Annotated in this window: 12 protein-coding genes; 9 read left to right on the forward strand and 3 right to left on the reverse strand. The window is 55.0% G+C overall.

Annotated features, from left to right (window positions below):
• The first annotated feature begins 73 nt into the window (after nucleotides 1–73).
• Nucleotides 74–1,816, forward strand: coding sequence for a gamma-glutamyltransferase (ggt, locus tag ACMYSK_RS21080; protein ID WP_434638381.1), 1,743 nt, complete (start codon nucleotides 74–76; stop codon nucleotides 1,814–1,816).
• An 85-nt stretch (nucleotides 1,817–1,901) separates the two neighbouring features.
• On the opposite strand, the gene yhhY is transcribed toward ggt, so the two are convergent.
• Nucleotides 1,902–2,378 carry an N-acetyltransferase gene (yhhY, locus tag ACMYSK_RS21085; protein ID WP_434644269.1) on the reverse strand — a complete coding sequence of 159 codons (477 nt, stop codon included), beginning with the start codon at nucleotides 2,376–2,378 and terminating at the stop codon, nucleotides 1,902–1,904.
• Between the two features lie 267 nt (nucleotides 2,379–2,645).
• Entirely contained in the window at nucleotides 2,646–3,293 is a 648-nt protein-coding gene (locus tag ACMYSK_RS21090) for a bactofilin family protein (protein WP_434638382.1), read from the reverse strand.
• 324 nt (nucleotides 3,294–3,617) lie between these two features.
• Here ACMYSK_RS21090 and ACMYSK_RS21095 point away from each other — a divergent pair, with 324 nt between their 5' ends.
• The 5 genes from ACMYSK_RS21095 to gntU all read left to right on the forward strand — a co-directional run bounded on the left by ACMYSK_RS21095 (nucleotide 3,618) and on the right by gntU (nucleotide 8,638).
• Nucleotides 3,618–4,655, forward strand: a complete 1,038-nt coding sequence (locus tag ACMYSK_RS21095; protein WP_434638383.1) for an oxidoreductase — start codon at nucleotides 3,618–3,620, stop codon at nucleotides 4,653–4,655.
• 121 nt (nucleotides 4,656–4,776) lie between these two features.
• On the forward strand, nucleotides 4,777–5,472 hold the full coding sequence (gene yhhW, locus ACMYSK_RS21100) for a quercetin 2,3-dioxygenase (protein ID WP_434638384.1): 696 nt from the start codon (nucleotides 4,777–4,779) through the stop codon (nucleotides 5,470–5,472).
• A 113-nt stretch (nucleotides 5,473–5,585) separates the two neighbouring features.
• The gene (gntR, locus tag ACMYSK_RS21105) at nucleotides 5,586–6,581 is read left to right on the forward strand and encodes a gluconate operon transcriptional repressor GntR (protein ID WP_434638385.1); all 996 of its coding nucleotides are present in this window, start codon (nucleotides 5,586–5,588) and stop codon (nucleotides 6,579–6,581) included.
• A 186-nt stretch (nucleotides 6,582–6,767) separates the two neighbouring features.
• On the forward strand, nucleotides 6,768–7,298 hold the full coding sequence (gene gntK / locus ACMYSK_RS21110; RefSeq protein WP_004868532.1) for a gluconokinase: 531 nt from the start codon (nucleotides 6,768–6,770) through the stop codon (nucleotides 7,296–7,298).
• Nucleotides 7,298–8,638, forward strand: coding sequence for a gluconate transporter (gene gntU, locus ACMYSK_RS21115; protein WP_434638386.1), 1,341 nt, complete (start codon nucleotides 7,298–7,300; stop codon nucleotides 8,636–8,638). The genes gntK and gntU overlap by 1 nt, the downstream gene beginning before the upstream one ends.
• Here the strand turns inward: gntU and ACMYSK_RS21120 are convergent.
• Nucleotides 8,622–8,960: a hypothetical protein gene (locus ACMYSK_RS21120; RefSeq protein ID WP_434638387.1), complete on the reverse strand. Its 339-nt coding sequence runs from the start codon at nucleotides 8,958–8,960 to the stop codon at nucleotides 8,622–8,624. The genes gntU and ACMYSK_RS21120 overlap by 17 nt on opposite strands.
• A 104-nt stretch (nucleotides 8,961–9,064) precedes the next feature.
• Between ACMYSK_RS21120 and asd the strand changes: the two genes are divergently transcribed.
• The 3 genes from asd to glgX all read left to right on the forward strand — a co-directional run bounded on the left by asd (nucleotide 9,065) and on the right by glgX (nucleotide 14,584).
• Nucleotides 9,065–10,171 carry an aspartate-semialdehyde dehydrogenase gene (gene asd / locus ACMYSK_RS21125; protein WP_434638388.1) on the forward strand — a complete coding sequence of 369 codons (1,107 nt, stop codon included), beginning with the start codon at nucleotides 9,065–9,067 and terminating at the stop codon, nucleotides 10,169–10,171.
• 253 nt (nucleotides 10,172–10,424) lie between these two features.
• On the forward strand, nucleotides 10,425–12,611 hold the full coding sequence (glgB, locus tag ACMYSK_RS21130; RefSeq protein ID WP_434638389.1) for a 1,4-alpha-glucan branching enzyme: 2,187 nt from the start codon (nucleotides 10,425–10,427) through the stop codon (nucleotides 12,609–12,611).
• Nucleotides 12,608–14,584, forward strand: a complete 1,977-nt coding sequence (glgX, locus tag ACMYSK_RS21135) for a glycogen debranching protein GlgX (RefSeq protein ID WP_434638390.1) — start codon at nucleotides 12,608–12,610, stop codon at nucleotides 14,582–14,584. Before glgB ends, glgX begins: the two co-directional genes overlap by 4 nt.
• The last annotated feature ends 60 nt before the right edge of the window (nucleotides 14,585–14,644 follow it).

Raw genomic sequence — 14,644 nt, forward strand, 5'->3', positions numbered from 1 at the left:
CATAACAATGATTTTTTAGGACTTATCAACCAGGCTTAAGCGGGGAAAAAAAATACATTTCAGGAGTAAGACAATGATAAACACGCGTTCCTGGCGTCAGGTGGTCATCGCTGCTTTGCTGGCCGGCGGAAGTTTTACCGTCGCGGCAAATCCCACCCCGCCGCCCGTTTCTTATGGTGTAGAAGAGGATGTCTTTCACCCGGTTCGTGCCCAACAAGGGATGGTTGCCTCGGTAGATGCGATGGCGACCCGCGTCGGCGTTGAGATTTTGCGCCAGGGGGGGAATGCCGTCGATGCCGCCGTGGCCGTAGGCTACGCGCTGGCGGTTACGCATCCGCAGGCCGGCAATATTGGCGGCGGCGGGTTTATGATGCTGCGGACCAAAGAGGGTAAAACGACGGCGATTGATTTTCGTGAAATGGCACCTGAGCAGGCCACCCGTGACATGTTCCTCGACGATCAGGGTAACCCGGACAGCAAAAAATCGCTGACCTCGCATCTGGCATCCGGTACGCCGGGTACCGTGGCGGGTTTCTCCCTTGCGCTGGAGAAATACGGCACCATGCCGCTGAACAAAGTGATCCGCCCGGCGATTAAGCTGGCGGAAGAAGGCTTCACGGTGAACGATGCGTTGGCCGACGATCTAAAGACCTACGGGAGCGAAGTGATCCCCAACCATGCCAACAGCCGGGCCATTTTCTGGAAAAACGGCGAGCCGCTGAAAAAGGGCGATAAGCTGGTACAAAAACAGCTGGGCAAAAGTCTCGAACTGATTGCCGAACTGGGCCCGGAGGCGTTTTATAAAGGGGCTATTGCCGATCAGATAGCCGATGAGATGCACAAAAACGGCGGGCTTATCACCAAAGCTGACCTTGCGGGTTACAAGGCTGTCGAGCGGACGCCGATAAGCGGTGAGTATCGCGGTTATCAGGTGTTTTCGATGCCTCCTCCGTCGTCCGGGGGGATCCACATCGTGCAGATCCTCAATATTCTCGAAAACTTCGACATGCATAAATATGGCTTTGGTAGCGCAGATGCGATGCAGGTGATGGCGGAAGCTGAGAAGCGCGCCTATGCCGACCGCTCGGAGTATCTTGGCGATCCGGACTTCGTGAAGGTGCCATGGCAGGCCCTGACGAACAAAGCCTACGCCAAATCGATTGCCGATCAGATTGATATCAACAAAGCCCGCCCTTCAAGCCAGATTCGCCCGGGTAAACTGGCACCGTACGAAAGTAATCAGACCACCCATTTCTCGGTGGTGGATAAAGAAGGTAACGCTGTGGCGGTCACCTATACGCTGAATACCGTTTTTGGCACCGGTATTGTGGCGGGCAGCTCCGGGATCCTGATGAACAACCAGATGGATGACTTCTCCGCTAAGCCCGGCGTACCAAATGTTTACGGACTGGTGGGCGGCGATGCCAACGCCGTTGGGCCGAAAAAACGTCCGCTGTCGTCCATGTCGCCGACAATTGTCGTGAAAGAGGGGAAAACCTGGCTGGTGACCGGCAGCCCTGGCGGCAGCCGCATTATTACCACCGTCCTGCAGATGGTGGTTAACACCATCGACTTCGGCATGAACGTGGCGGAGGCCACCAATGCGCCGCGTTTCCATCATCAATGGTTGCCTGATGAGCTGCGGGTGGAGAAGGGCTTTAGCCCGGATACGCTGAAGCTGCTGGAACAGAAAGGGCAAAACGTGGCGTTGAAGGCGGCGATGGGCAGCACCCAGAGCATTATGGTTGGGCCGGACGGGACGCTGTACGGCGCGTCCGATCCGCGCTCGCCGGGTGATTTGACGGCGGGATACTGATTTATATGCCGGGCGACACTGCGTTTGCCCGGCATATAGTCTCGTAGGCCCGGTAAGCGTGCGACAACGGGCAATTCCTTAAAGATTACTTCAGCCGCGCCATAAAATACGCGTCTACATACTCGCCGTTGCGCAGCGCGAACCTGCGTCCCGTCCCTTCAACGACAAAACCGTGTTTGCGATAGACGGCAACGGCGGCGGCGTTATCGGCAAATACCGTTAATTCGATGCGCTCCACCCGCAGCCAGTTATCGCACAGGTTAATCATTTCGCGCATCAGCGCACTGCCCACTCCGCGCCCGTGGAACGCCGCAGCAACGCTCATCCCGAAGGTGGCAACGTGGCTCCGACGAGGACGTGGTTCGACGCTAAGCATCAGATGACCGACGAGCTCATTGTTAAGAGTGGCAACCAGATGGTGGCTGTGGGGCCTTGGCTGGAGACGTTCTTGCCACATCTCCATAGAAGGATGAGGAAGCTGTAGCGTGTCGTGATAGACCTCCGGTTGTGCAGTCAGCTGGCGTAAGGGTTCTGCATCGCGCGGTTCAGCGTGGCGTATCACTATGTCACTCATTCCTCTTCTCCTTTGGGCTGGAATAGCGGTTTTTATCCGCTTTATCATCCGGTTAAACATCCCTGACTTTAAAAAATGCGTCAACGCCTATTTTTTGCAAAAAGAGGTAGACAAGTGCGAATGAGAATGATTATTATTGTCCTGCATTCAGGGAGACCCTTGCGGAAAGCCTGAAAGCACGACATTGCTCACATTGCTTCCAGTATTACTTTAGCCAGCCAGGTGCTGGCTTTTTTTTATCCTTTTTTTGCCCTCTCAGGCCGAAGGGCACGCAAAGGGCACCATTAATGCTTCCTGCCTTTCCTCTGTATCCGGGTCTGGCTGCGCAATCGCTTTGCCCGATGCGGGTTCACCGTTGTTCTCGATATCGTCCACCAGAATCCCGGCCTGGCCGGAGAAAACACCTCCTTTTTTCACCGCCAGGGTGCGGTAAATTAGCGTCCCGGTTACTTTGCCATTTTCATCGATTTCAATGCTGTCGCTGGTGCACTGCCCGGTTACGGTACCTCCAATAACCAGCTCGCGACAGGTGATGTTCCCTTCGACCTGACCATCACGCCCGATCGTAATCTGATTATCCTGGGCATCGATATTGCCGTTCAGCAAGCCATAAATTTCAACGTTGCTGTCCGCAATGATGTTGCCGTCAACGTTAACGCCGTTGGCTACGATGGTCGCGTGCCGGGTTTGTTCCGACTCGCTAAGGGACGATGGAGGTTGTGCGGTAGAGTTTTTGTTTTTGAACATGCCATTAACCTGAGTGGGCTGGAAGTGGATAATGAAAGCGGTAACGGAAAATACGCCAGATAGCCAGGCCAGATGAGTCTGGTAGAAACACCAGGCAACCAGCCCGAGTAGCCAGAAGAGCAGCGCGCTATTTAACGCGAGGTATTTTTTTTCCATGTGAGGTGGATGGTGCCTCCCTGAGTGCTCTTATGATTTTTTATTCGCCGCGGAAACGGTATGGCCGGCTCGTTGCCTGACGTGGTGATCGCCATCGGCAGTCCATGATTCTCTTATCCAGAAATTAAGTTACAGCGTCAAGGCTTTAGTGGCTGAATTTTTCAATTAATTGTCTTATTTATTATCTAGTTATATTTATATTGTATATTTTGGCTTCGACATATTTTGCCGGTAAATTTCCACCATGTTTGCCAGGGAAAGAGTTAAGTTCATCGCCAGGGTGCGCTATGGTTAGCAGCAGAAACCTCAACAAAGGACAGCTTTATGACTCTACACTGCGCATTTATCGGGTTCGGCAAAAGCACGACCCGCTACCATCTCCCCTATGTTCTGCACCGCAAAGACCGCTGGCACGTTGCACATATTTATCGCCGCAGCGCGAAGCCAGAGGAACAGGCGCCGCAATACTCGCATATTCACTTCACCAGCAGTCTTGATGACGTGCTTAGCGACCCGCAGGTCAAGCTGGTCATTGTCTGTACTCATGCGGATAGCCACTTTGAGTATGCGAAGCGGGCGCTGGAAGCAGGCAAGAATGTGCTGGTGGAAAAGCCGTTCACGCCTACTCTGGCAGAGGCGAAGGCGCTCTTTGCGCTGGCGAAGAGCCGGGGGCTGACGGTGACGCCTTATCAGAACCGCCGCTTTGACTCTTGTTTCCTGACGATGAAAAAGGTGATTGAGAGCGGTAAGCTGGGCGATATCGTTGAGGTGGAGAGTCATTTTGATCTCTACCGCCCGGTTGCAGAAACACAGCCAGGGCTGCCGCAGGATGGTGCATTTTACGGTCTGGGCGTGCATACGATGGATCAGCTCATCTCGCTGTTTGGCCGACCGGAGCGCGTGACCTATGACATTCGCAGTCTGCGTAACAAAGCCAACCCGGACGATACGTTTGAAGCTCAGCTGTTCTACGGCGATCTGAAGGCCATTGTTAAAACCAGCCATCTTGTGAAGCTGGCGTACCCGAAATTTATCGTCCACGGCCATAAGGGCTCGTTTATTAAATACGGTATCGATCAGCAGGAAACCAGCCTGAAAGCCAACATTATGCCCGGCGAAGCGGGCTTTGCGGCAGACGATAGCGTTGGCCTGCTGGAATACGTTGATGAAGCGGGAATTAGCGTGCGTGAAGAGGTGCGGGTGGAACCCGGCGACTATGGCCGCGTCTATGATTCTCTGTATGACACCCTCGTTAACGGTCGGGAGAATTACGTCAAGGAATCTGACGTTTTCACCAATATGGAGATCCTGGAGCGCGGGTTTGAACAGCCTTCTCCAGCCACGATAACCCTCGATAAATAAGCTTTTTTGACTCTTCTGTTGTTGTTCATATTTTTTGAACAGAGGAGTCAATTTTCACCCTCTATGATCGCGAGCGGATTGAGTCCACACTTATTCCATCGAAAACATACGGGGGTGCAACATGATCTACTTACGCAAAGCTAACGAACGCGGTCACGCTAACCATGGCTGGCTGGATTCCTGGCATACTTTCTCTTTCGCTAACTATTATGACCCGAACTTTATGGGCTTCTCAGCGCTGCGCGTGATTAACGATGACGTGATTGACGCCGGTGAAGGCTTCGGGACCCACCCGCACAAAGACATGGAAATCCTGACCTATGTGCTGGAAGGGGCGGTGGAGCACCAGGACAGTATGGGCAACAAAGAGCAGGTGCCGGCAGGTGAGTTCCAGATCATGAGCGCGGGTACCGGGATTCGTCACTCCGAATACAACCCGAGCAGCACCGAACGTCTGCGTCTGTACCAGATCTGGATCATGCCAGAAGAAAACGGCATCACTCCGCGCTACGAACAGCGCCGCTTTGATGCTCTGCAAGGCAAACAGCTGGTGCTGTCGCCGGATGCCCGCGAAGGTTCGCTGAAAGTGCACCAGGATATGGAACTGTACCGCTGGGCGCTGCTGAAAGACGAACAGTCGGTGCATCAGATTGCCGCTGAACGTCGCGTCTGGATCCAGGTGGTGAAAGGTGAAGTGACGATTAACGGTACCAAAGCGACCACCAGCGATGGCCTGGCGATTTGGGATGAGCAGGCTATTTCCGTTCATGCCGACAGCGATAGCGAGATCCTGCTGTTCGATCTGCCACCGGTTTGATTCAGTTCTGAAGATGTTTAAATAAATTGCGCAGCCTTCCCGGATGTTTGGGAAGGTTGCGCTTTGTCCGTGATAAACTGAGAGAATGTCTCCCCGTTATCACAGTCAGGACGATGAAAAAGAAAAGACCCGTACTTCAGGATGTAGCCGATCTTGTCGGCGTGACCAAAATGACGGTCAGTCGCTTTTTACGTAACCCGGAGCAGGTCTCCGAGGCCCTGCGTGGCAAGATTGCCGTTGCTCTCGATGAACTGGGTTATATTCCCAATCGTGCGCCTGATATCCTCTCCAATGCCACCAGCCGCGCCATTGGCGTGCTGCTGCCTTCGTTAACCAACCAGGTGTTTTCGGAAGTACTGCGCGGAATTGAAAGCGTCACCGATGCCTTCGGCTACCAGACGATGCTGGCGCACTACGGCTATAAGCCTGAAATGGAAGAAAAGCGCCTTGAATCGATGCTGTCATGGAACATCGATGGCCTGATCCTCACTGAACGTACTCATACTCCTCGCACGCTGAAAATGATCGAAGTTGCCGGTATCCCGGTAGTCGAACTGATGGACAGCCAGTCACCGTGTCTCGATATTGCCGTCGGCTTTGATAACTTTGACGCCGCGCGGCAGATGACCGCCGCGATTATTGCTCGCGGCCATCGCCACGTTGCGTATCTTGGCGCGCGTCTCGATGAACGTACTATCATCAAGCAAAAGGGATACGAGCAGGCGATGCACGATGCCGGTATGACGCCATATAGCGTGATGGTGGAACAGTCTTCTTCCTACTCGTCAGGGATTGAGCTGATGCGCCAGGCGCGTCGCGAATATCCGCAGCTTGATGGGATCTTCTGCACCAACGATGACCTTGCGGTCGGTGCCGCCTTTGAGTGTCAGCGTCTGGGATTGAAAATTCCGGACGATATGGCGATAGCCGGTTTCCACGGTCACGATATTGGTCAGGTCATGGAGCCGCGGCTGGCCAGTGTGCTGACTCCGCGTGAGCGAATGGGGCGCATTGGTGCCGAGCGCCTGCTAGCCCGCATTCGTGGTGAAGTGGTGACGCCTAAGATGTTAGATTTAGGTTTCACATTGTCACCGGGTGGATCAATTTAAACCGACAAGTTTGAAGTAGATCACACATATTCACTTCTGGCACGAATGGTGATTGCTTATCCCTAAGTCCGGCATGACAATGTTACCGATAACAGTTACCCGTAACAATCAACCTGTATGCGAGCATTTCACGCTGTATTCTTGCAGCCTGTGCGGCCTCGCATATGTGTCCAGTGGGAGGAAGCTTTGAGCACGACTAACCATGATCACCACGTCTATGTCCTGATGGGCGTTTCCGGCAGTGGTAAATCCGCTGTCGCCAGCGAAGTGGCGCATCAGCTGCATGCCGCGTTTCTCGATGGCGACTTTCTGCATCCGCGTAGCAACATCAACAAGATGGCCTCCGGCGAGCCGTTAAACGATGACGACCGTACGCCGTGGCTTCAGGCGCTGAACGATGCCGCTTTTGCCATGCAGCGTACGAACAAAGTGTCGCTTATCGTTTGCTCGGCGCTGAAAAAAAGCTATCGCGATATTCTGCGTAAGGGCAACCCGAACCTCTCTTTCGTCTACCTGAAAGGGGACTTCGACCTGATCGAAAGCCGCCTGAAAGCGCGTAAAGGGCATTTCTTCAAAACCCAGATGCTGGTGACGCAGTTTGAAACGCTGCAGGAACCAGGCGCAGACGAAGGCGATGTCTTAATCGTCGATATTGATCAATCGCTGGAAGGCGTGGTCGCGAGCACCATTGAGGTGATCAACAAAGGCAGTAACTAGTGAGTACATTAACGCTTGTTTTAACAGCAGTCGGCTCCGTTTTGCTGCTGCTGTTTTTAGTCATGAAGGCGCGTATGCATGCCTTCGTGGCCTTGATGGTGGTTTCAATTGGTGCCGGTCTGTTTTCCGGAATGCCGCTGGATAAAATCGCGGCAACGATGGAAAAAGGAATGGGTGGGACGCTGGGCTTCCTGGCGATCGTCGTGGCGCTAGGGGCGATGTTTGGCAAGATTCTTCATGAAACCGGCGCGGTCGATCAGATTGCCGTTAAAATGCTGAAATCTTTTGGCCACAGCCGCGCCCATTACGCGATTGGCCTGGCCGGTCTTATCTGTGCGCTGCCGTTGTTTTTTGAAGTGGCGATTGTGCTGCTGATTAGCGTGGCCTTCTCCATGGCGCGCCATACCGGTACTAACCTGGTGAAGCTGGTTATTCCGCTGTTTGCCGGTGTGGCTGCGGCGGCAGCGTTCCTGCTGCCTGGGCCTGCGCCGATGCTGCTGGCATCGCAGATGCACGCTGACTTTGGCTGGATGATTCTGATTGGCCTGTGTGCGGCGATTCCAGGAATGATTATTGCCGGCCCGCTGTGGGGCAACTTCATCAGCCGCTACGTTGAGCTGAATATTCCTGACGATATTAGCGAGCCAAGCCTGGGTGAAGGCAAGATGCCGTCCTTTGCCTTTAGCCTGTCGCTGATTCTTCTGCCGCTGGTGCTGGTGGGGTTGAAAACGATCGCCGCGCGCTTTGTACCGGTCGGTTCCAGCACCTACGAATGGTTTGAGTTTATCGGCCATCCGTTTACCGCGATTCTGGTGGCGTGTCTGGTGGCTATCTACGGTCTGGCGGTACGTCAGGGGATGGCGAAAGATCGGGTGATGGAGATCTGCGGTCATGCGCTGCAGCCTGCGGGGATTATCCTGCTGGTTATTGGTGCCGGTGGCGTCTTTAAACAGGTGCTGGTTGATTCCGGCGTCGGTCCGGCGCTCGGTGAAGCGCTGACCGGCTTAGGTCTGCCGATCGCGATTACCTGCTTCGTGCTGGCGGCTGCGGTACGTATTATCCAGGGTTCTGCGACCGTTGCCTGCTTAACGGCCGTGGGTCTGGTGATGCCGGTTATCGAGCAGCTGAACTACAGCGGCGCGCAGATGGCGGCACTCTCCATCTGTATCGCAGGTGGTTCTATTGTGGTGAGCCACGTGAACGACGCTGGTTTCTGGCTGTTTGGTAAATTTACCGGCGCGACCGAAGCCCAGACGCTGAAAACCTGGACGATGATGGAAACTATCCTCGGTACCACCGGTGCCATTGTCGGGATGATTGCGTTTACGCTGCTGAGCTAAACGTCGATAAGATTGTCCGGCCGAGCGATGCGAGGCCGGGCAAATTACCCGCCCAGGACTGCAAATATCCTTTCCCCACCGATTGATAAAACAAAAAGCTTAATCCTCGTAAGACCGCATCAGGCCTGCTTTTCTTTACTTTCATCACGGTCTTAAAATCACCATATTTCCGCGCAGATCCATAATCCAGATCAATAAAAAAGCGGCAGAAAATATTCCCTTCCCGAGGCAAAATCCCCGATAATCTTTGAGGTTTTTCTGGGCACCGATGTCGGCAGAAGCTGCGTTCAATAAGTTGCTTTTCTGATTGCTGCGCAATCATTGATTAATTTCACTTGCGACTTTAGCAGCATTTTGTAATGTGAGGGATGATCCAGCAGGAAACTGGCTTGGCACAAACAGCACACATCTCCCAGGAAATACGTTATGAAAAATGTTGGTTTTATCGGCTGGCGCGGAATGGTCGGCTCTGTACTCATGCAACGCATGGTTGAAGAGCGCGACTTCGACGCCATTCGCCCTGTTTTTTTCTCCACCTCTCAGCTGGGACAGCCGGCTCCATCCTTTGGTGGCAGCACCGGCGGTACGCTTCAGGATGCGTTTGATCTGGACGCGCTGAAGGCGTTGGACATTATTGTGACCTGCCAGGGCGGGGATTATACCAACGACGTTTATCCGAAGCTGCGTGAAAGCGGCTGGCAGGGTTACTGGATTGATGCGGCCTCTTCGCTGCGTATGAAAGATGATGCGATCATTATTCTTGATCCAGTGAACCAGGACGTGATTACCGCCGGGCTGAATAACGGCGTGAAAACGTTCGTTGGCGGGAACTGTACCGTCAGCCTGATGCTGATGTCCCTCGGCGGCCTGTTCGCACAGGATCTCGTGGAGTGGGTCAGCGTCGCGACTTACCAGGCCGCTTCCGGCGGCGGGGCGCGTCATATGCGCGAGCTGCTGACCCAGATGGGCCAGCTACATAGCCACGTAGCGACAGAGCTGGCGAACCCGGCGTCCGCCATTCTGGATATCGAACGCAAAGTGACCGCGCTGACTCGCCGCGGTGACCTGGCGGTAGATAACTTTGGCGTGCCGCTGGCAGGCAGCCTGATCCCGTGGATCGACAAACAGCTGGATAACGGCCAGAGCCGCGAAGAGTGGAAAGGTCAGGCTGAGACGAACAAAATTCTCGCCACCTCGTCCGCCATTCCGGTAGATGGTCTGTGTGTACGCGTTGGCGCGCTGCGTTGCCATAGCCAGGCGTTTACCATCAAGCTGAAAAAAGATGTTTCTATCCCGACCGTGGAAGAACTGCTGGCCGCACACAACCCGTGGGCCAAAGTGGTACCGAACGATCGCGATATTACGATGCGCGAGCTGACCCCGGCTGCCGTCACTGGCACCCTGACCACGCCGGTGGGTCGTCTGCGTAAATTGAATATGGGGCCGGAATACCTGTCGGCCTTTACCGTCGGCGACCAGCTTTTGTGGGGCGCTGCCGAGCCGCTGCGACGCATGCTGCGCCAGCTGGCCTGATATCAGGTATAAAAAAGAGGGAGAGGGGGTGTCTTGCACCTCCTTTTTTTTGCGTAATACAAGGAGTAAACGCGGATGTTAGATTTTTTCCAACGGAGGTAAGACAGCCTTGGCTATGCTTTAAGTAAGGAACGATAACGTTGCCTTACCTGAAGGTGGGACGGAGCAGGAGGATGCACAGTGTGCTGCACCGTTCAGGTCAAAAAAAGTCGCCAGATACAGGAATGGGCGACACTTACAACAGGATGAAACCATGTCTAATCGTATCGATAGAGACGTGATTAATGCGCTTATCTCTGGCCATTTTGCGGATCCCTTTTCCGTACTGGGCATGCATCAAACCGATGCCGGGCTGGAAGTGCGCGCATTATTACCCGATGCCACCGATGTATGGGTTATTGAACCGAAAACCGGGCGCAAAGTCGGCAAACTCGAATGCCTCGACTCACGCGGATTCTTTAGCGGCGTTCTGCCGCGTCGAAAAAATGCTTTTCGCTACCAGCTGGCGGTCACCTGGCATGGTCAGCAAAACCTGATTGATGACCCTTATCGTTTTGGTCCACTGTTACAGGATCTTGATGTCTGGCTGCTGTCTGAAGGTACTCATCTGCGGCCCTATGAAACGCTGGGCGCACACGCCGACACCATGGACGGCGTGACCGGTACACGCTTTTCTGTCTGGGCGCCGAACGCCCGCCGGGTTTCCGTTGTTGGCCAGTTTAACTACTGGGACGGCCGTCGCCATCCGATGCGCCTGCGCAAAGAGTCCGGTATCTGGGAGCTGTTTGTTCCCGGTGCGCATAACGGTCAGCTGTATAAGTTTGAGCTGATCGACGCCCACGGTCATCTGCGCGTGAAATCTGACCCCTATGCTTTTGAAGCGCAAATGCGTCCGGAAAGCGCATCGCTTATCTGCGGCCTGCCGGAAAAGGTCGAACAGCCACAGTCCCGTAAGCAGGCTAACCAGTTTGATGCACCGATTTCGATTTATGAAGTTCACCTTGGCTCGTGGCGCCGCCACGCCGATAACAATTTCTGGCTGAGCTATCGCGAACTGGCAGACCAGCTGGTGCCTTATGCGAAGTGGATGGGCTTTACCCATCTGGAACTGCTGCCGGTTAACGAACATCCGTTTGACGGTAGCTGGGGCTATCAGCCGACCGGGCTGTACGCGCCGACTCGCCGCTTTGGCACGCGTGAGGACTTCCGCTACTTCCTGAATGCCGCCCACGCCGCAGGCCTGAATGTCATTCTCGATTGGGTGCCGGGTCACTTCCCGTCGGATGACTTTGCGCTGGCATCATTTGATGGCACCTCGTTGTATGAACACAGCGACCCGCGGGAAGGTTACCACCAGGACTGGAATACGCTGATCTACAACTACGGTCGCCGTGAAGTCAGCAACTTCCTGGTCGGGAATGCGCTGTACTGGATTGAGCGCTTCGGTATTGACGCCCTGCGGGTGGATGCGGTGGCATCGATGATCTATCGCGACTACAGCCGCAAAGAGGGCGAATGGGTGCCCAACGAGTACGGCGGACGGGAAAACCTCGAAGCGATCGAGTTCCTGCGTAATACCAACCGCGTACTTGGCGAACAGACGCCGGGGGCGGTCACGATGGCGGAAGAGTCTACCGACTTCGCCGGCGTGTCGCGGCCTTCGTCGACGGGCGGTCTTGGTTTCTGGTTCAAATGGAACCTCGGCTGGATGCATGACACCCTTGACTACATGAAGCTCGATCCCATCCATCGCCGTCATCATCACGACAAGATGACCTTCGGGATGCTCTACAACTACACCGAAAACTTCGTGCTGCCGCTGTCTCATGATGAAGTGGTTCACGGCAAAAAATCGATTCTGGATCGGATGCCCGGCGATGCCTGGCAGAAGTTTGCCAACCTGCGAGCCTACTACGGCTGGATGTTCGCCTTCCCGGGTAAAAAGCTGCTGTTCATGGGCAATGAGTTCGCCCAGGGGCGGGAGTGGAACCACGATGGCAGCCTGGACTGGCATCTGCTGGAAGGCGGCGATAACTGGCATCACGGCGTCCAGCGTCTGGTGCGTGACCTGAACCATACCTACCGCCATCATAAAGCGCTGCACGAGCTGGATTTTGACCCGTACGGATTTGAATGGCTGGTGGTGGATGACCACGAACGTTCTGTCTTTATCTTTGTACGCCGCGATAAAGCCGGCAATGAGATTATTGTTGCCAGCAACTTTACTCCGGTGCCGCGTCACGGCTATCGCTTCGGGATTAACCAGCCAGGGCGCTGGCGTGAAGAGCTGAATACCGACTCAATGCACTACCACGGTAGCAATACCGGTAACGGTGGCATTGTGGAAAGTGAGGCCATCGCCAGCCACGGGCGTGAACATTCGCTCTCAATTACGCTACCGCCGCTGGCGACCGTCTGGCTGGTACGGGAGGCTGAATGACGATACTGGCGGCCGGAAAGCCCTCGCCATTGGGCTCACGCTATGACGGAAAAGGGGTGAATTTCACGCTCTTTTCCGCCCATGCTGAACGGGTAGAACTCTGCATATTTGATGCACAAGGCAATGAGCAGCGGTTCGATTTACCTGCGCGCACTGGTGATATCTGGCACGGCTGGCTTCCTGCCGCCGGGCCGGGGCTACGCTATGGCTACCGTGTCCATGGGCCGTGGGATCCGGCCCAGGGGCACCGCTTTAATCCAGCTAAGCTGCTGCTCGACCCGTGCTGCCATCGGGTCGAGGGCCAACTGCCCGATGATGAGCGTCTCCACGGCGGCGACCGTCTTCCCGATAACCGTGACAGCGCGGCGATAGCGCCAAAATCGCAGGTTGTGGATCTGTATTACAACTGGCGGGGCGATGTGGCGCCGCGCACGCCCTGGGGCCAGACGGTTATCTATGAGGCCCATGTGAAAGGGCTGACCTGGCTGCACCCCGATCTGCCAGAGGCGATTCGCGGCACCTATAAAGCACTGGGTCATCCGGTGATGATCGATTACTTCAAAACCCTTGGCATTACGGCGCTTGAACTGATGCCGGTGGCACAGTTTGCCAGCGAACCGCGTCTACAGAGAATGGGATTGAGCAACTATTGGGGCTACAACCCAATGGCGATGTTTGCGCTCGATCCTCGCTATGCCAGTGAGCCCGCACGCGCGCTTGACGAGTTCCGCGATGCGGTAAAGGCGCTGCATGCCGCAGGTATCGAGGTGATCCTCGACGTGGTGTTGAACCACAGCGCGGAAATTGATCTTGAAGGACCGACCTTCTCTTTGCGCGGAATCGACAACCGTAACTATTATTGGATCAGAGAAGACGGGGATTACTACAACTGGACCGGCTGTGGGAATACGCTCAATCTCAGCCATCCGGGCGTAGTGGAGTATGCCCGCCAGTGTCTGCGGTTTTGGGTGGATGAATGCCACATCGATGGCTTCCGTTTTGATTTGGCCTCGGTGATGGGACGTACGCCGGAATTTCGCCAGGATGCGCCGCTGTTTGAGGCGATCCGTCAGGATCCGCAGCTGGCGGCCGTTAAGCTGATTGCCGAACCCTGGGATATCGGCGCCGGTGGCTATCAGGTTGGCAACTTCCCGCCGCTGTTTGCCGAATGGAATGACCATTTTCGCGACGTCGCAAGGCGTTTCTGGTTACAACAAAATGTGTCATTGGGTGAGTTTGCCCGGCGCTTTGCCGCGTCCAGCGATGTCTTTCAGCGTAACGGGCGTCAGCCTGCTGCGGCGGTAAATCTGATCACCGCCCACGATGGCTTCACCTTGCGCGACTGCGTTTGTTTCAATCAGAAACACAATGAGGCAAACGGTGAAGAGAATCGCGATGGGACTAACAATAACTACAGTAACAATCATGGTATAGAGGGTACAGGCGGCAGTCTCGATGTGCTTGAGCGGCGTCGGGATAGTGTGCACGCCCTGCTCTCCACGCTGCTGCTGGCACAGGGCACGCCAATGTTGCTGGCGGGTGACGAGCATGGTCATAGCCAGCATGGCAACAATAACGCGTACTGTCAGGACAACGGATTGACCTGGCTTGACTGGCGTCAGGCAAATCGCGGGTTGACCGCATTTACCGCCGCGCTCATTCATCTGCGTCGAAGCATACCGGCATTAACCGGTAATGGCTGGTGGCAGGAAGGGGACGGCAACGTGGTCTGGCTAAATCAAAATGCACAACCGCTAACCGCTGACGAATGGCAGCACGGCACAGCGCGTCTGCAAATTCTGCTATCTGGCCGTTGGTTGATGACGGTGAACGCTACCTCAGAGGTGGCATATATGGAATTACCCGAGGGGGAGTGGCATGCCGTTCCTCCTTTCGCCGGAGAGGATAATCCGGTCGTCATGGCTGTCTGGCATGGGCCCGCGCACGGAGTGTGCGTATTTCAAAGGTCGTAAGCCCTGAAGCTTCCGGTTGCACTCGCGGCGGCTGCGCGGTGAGAAGGACAGGAAGGCTGG

This window comes from Klebsiella sp. I138 (genome assembly GCF_051131765.1).
GTDB lineage: Bacteria > Pseudomonadota > Gammaproteobacteria > Enterobacterales > Enterobacteriaceae > Klebsiella.

Bases quoted from the DNA above. Each gene is read 5' to 3' on its own strand.
- ggt (WP_434638381.1), top strand. From the start codon at position 74: ATGATAAACACGCGTTCCTGGCGTCAGGTGGTCATCGCTGCTTTGCTG.
- ACMYSK_RS21090 (WP_434638382.1), bottom strand. From the start codon at position 3,293: ATGGAAAAAAAATACCTCGCGTTAAATAGCGCGCTGCTCTTCTGGCTA.
- ACMYSK_RS21095 (WP_434638383.1), top strand. From the start codon at position 3,618: ATGACTCTACACTGCGCATTTATCGGGTTCGGCAAAAGCACGACCCGC.
- yhhW (WP_434638384.1), top strand. From the start codon at position 4,777: ATGATCTACTTACGCAAAGCTAACGAACGCGGTCACGCTAACCATGGC.
- gntR (WP_434638385.1), top strand. From the start codon at position 5,586: ATGAAAAAGAAAAGACCCGTACTTCAGGATGTAGCCGATCTTGTCGGC.
- ACMYSK_RS21120 (WP_434638387.1), bottom strand. From the start codon at position 8,960: ATGATTGCGCAGCAATCAGAAAAGCAACTTATTGAACGCAGCTTCTGC.
- asd (WP_434638388.1), top strand. From the start codon at position 9,065: ATGAAAAATGTTGGTTTTATCGGCTGGCGCGGAATGGTCGGCTCTGTA.
- glgB (WP_434638389.1), top strand. From the start codon at position 10,425: ATGTCTAATCGTATCGATAGAGACGTGATTAATGCGCTTATCTCTGGC.
- glgX (WP_434638390.1), top strand. From the start codon at position 12,608: ATGACGATACTGGCGGCCGGAAAGCCCTCGCCATTGGGCTCACGCTAT.